This is a genomic window from Oleiphilus sp. HI0067, assembly GCF_001635735.1.
Map to the genome: position 1 here is coordinate 1 of NZ_LWFI01000576.1, position 890 is coordinate 890.

Here is an 890-nt window from a genome sequence, read left to right on the forward strand (position 1 = left end):
GCAGCTGCCTGCGTTGGTGCATTCAGCATGTATGGGTTTGTTTACAGGCGCGAATCCGAGCACGGCTGGTTATCCATTCTTAACGAGTGCGGCATCGAATCTTATTCATGCGTTTGGGAGCGAAACCCAAAAAAGCTTGTATCTAGATGGAATGTTCTCTGGACGATTTGCTGGAACCATGGCTTTAACGGAACCGAATGTTGGTTCGAGTCTGGGAGATCTGACAACAAAAGCCACACCTCAAGACGATGGCAGCTACCGCTTGAAAGGTCAGAAGATGTATATCTCTGGTGGCGATCAAGATATCACCGAAAATATTATTCATTTGGTGCTCGCGCGCGTCGAGGGAGCTCCTCAAGGCGTGAAAGGGATAAGCTTATTTATTTGCCCAAAGTTTCTACTCAATGATGATGGCTCTTTGGGTAAACGCAATGATGTTATGTTGGCCGGTTTACTGCACAAAATGGGCTATCGAGGCACGACATCAACGGTGCTGAATTTTGGTGAGAAAGATGACTGTACTGCCTTCTTGATTGGTGAAGAGGGGAAAGGGCTTTCGTACATGTTCAAGATGATGAATGAGGCCAGAATTGGCGTAGGTCTTGGTGCAGCAATGATCGGTTATCGCGGTTATCTCGAGTCTTTGGCTTTCGCTAAAGACCGACCACAAGGCAGAAAACCCTCAAATCGAGACACTACAAGTGCCCCAGTGAATATTGTTGAGCATGCTGATGTGAAACGTATGTTGTTGGCTCAGAAAGTCTATGTAGAAGGTTCCTTAGCGCTGTGTTTGTTTGCGTCTAAATTGGTGGATGAACATGAGGCCGGTGGAGACGAAAATGCACTTGTGTTGCTAGATTTACTGACTCCGGTTGTGAAAAGCTACCCCT

The 890-nt window shown here is 46.7% G+C and carries 1 protein-coding gene; it reads left to right on the plus strand.

What is annotated here, in order from left to right; all coding sequences use genetic code 11:
• Positions 1–890: acyl-CoA dehydrogenase family protein (locus A3739_RS06670; protein WP_197472134.1), on the plus strand; the 890-nt coding region annotated here is incomplete at both ends.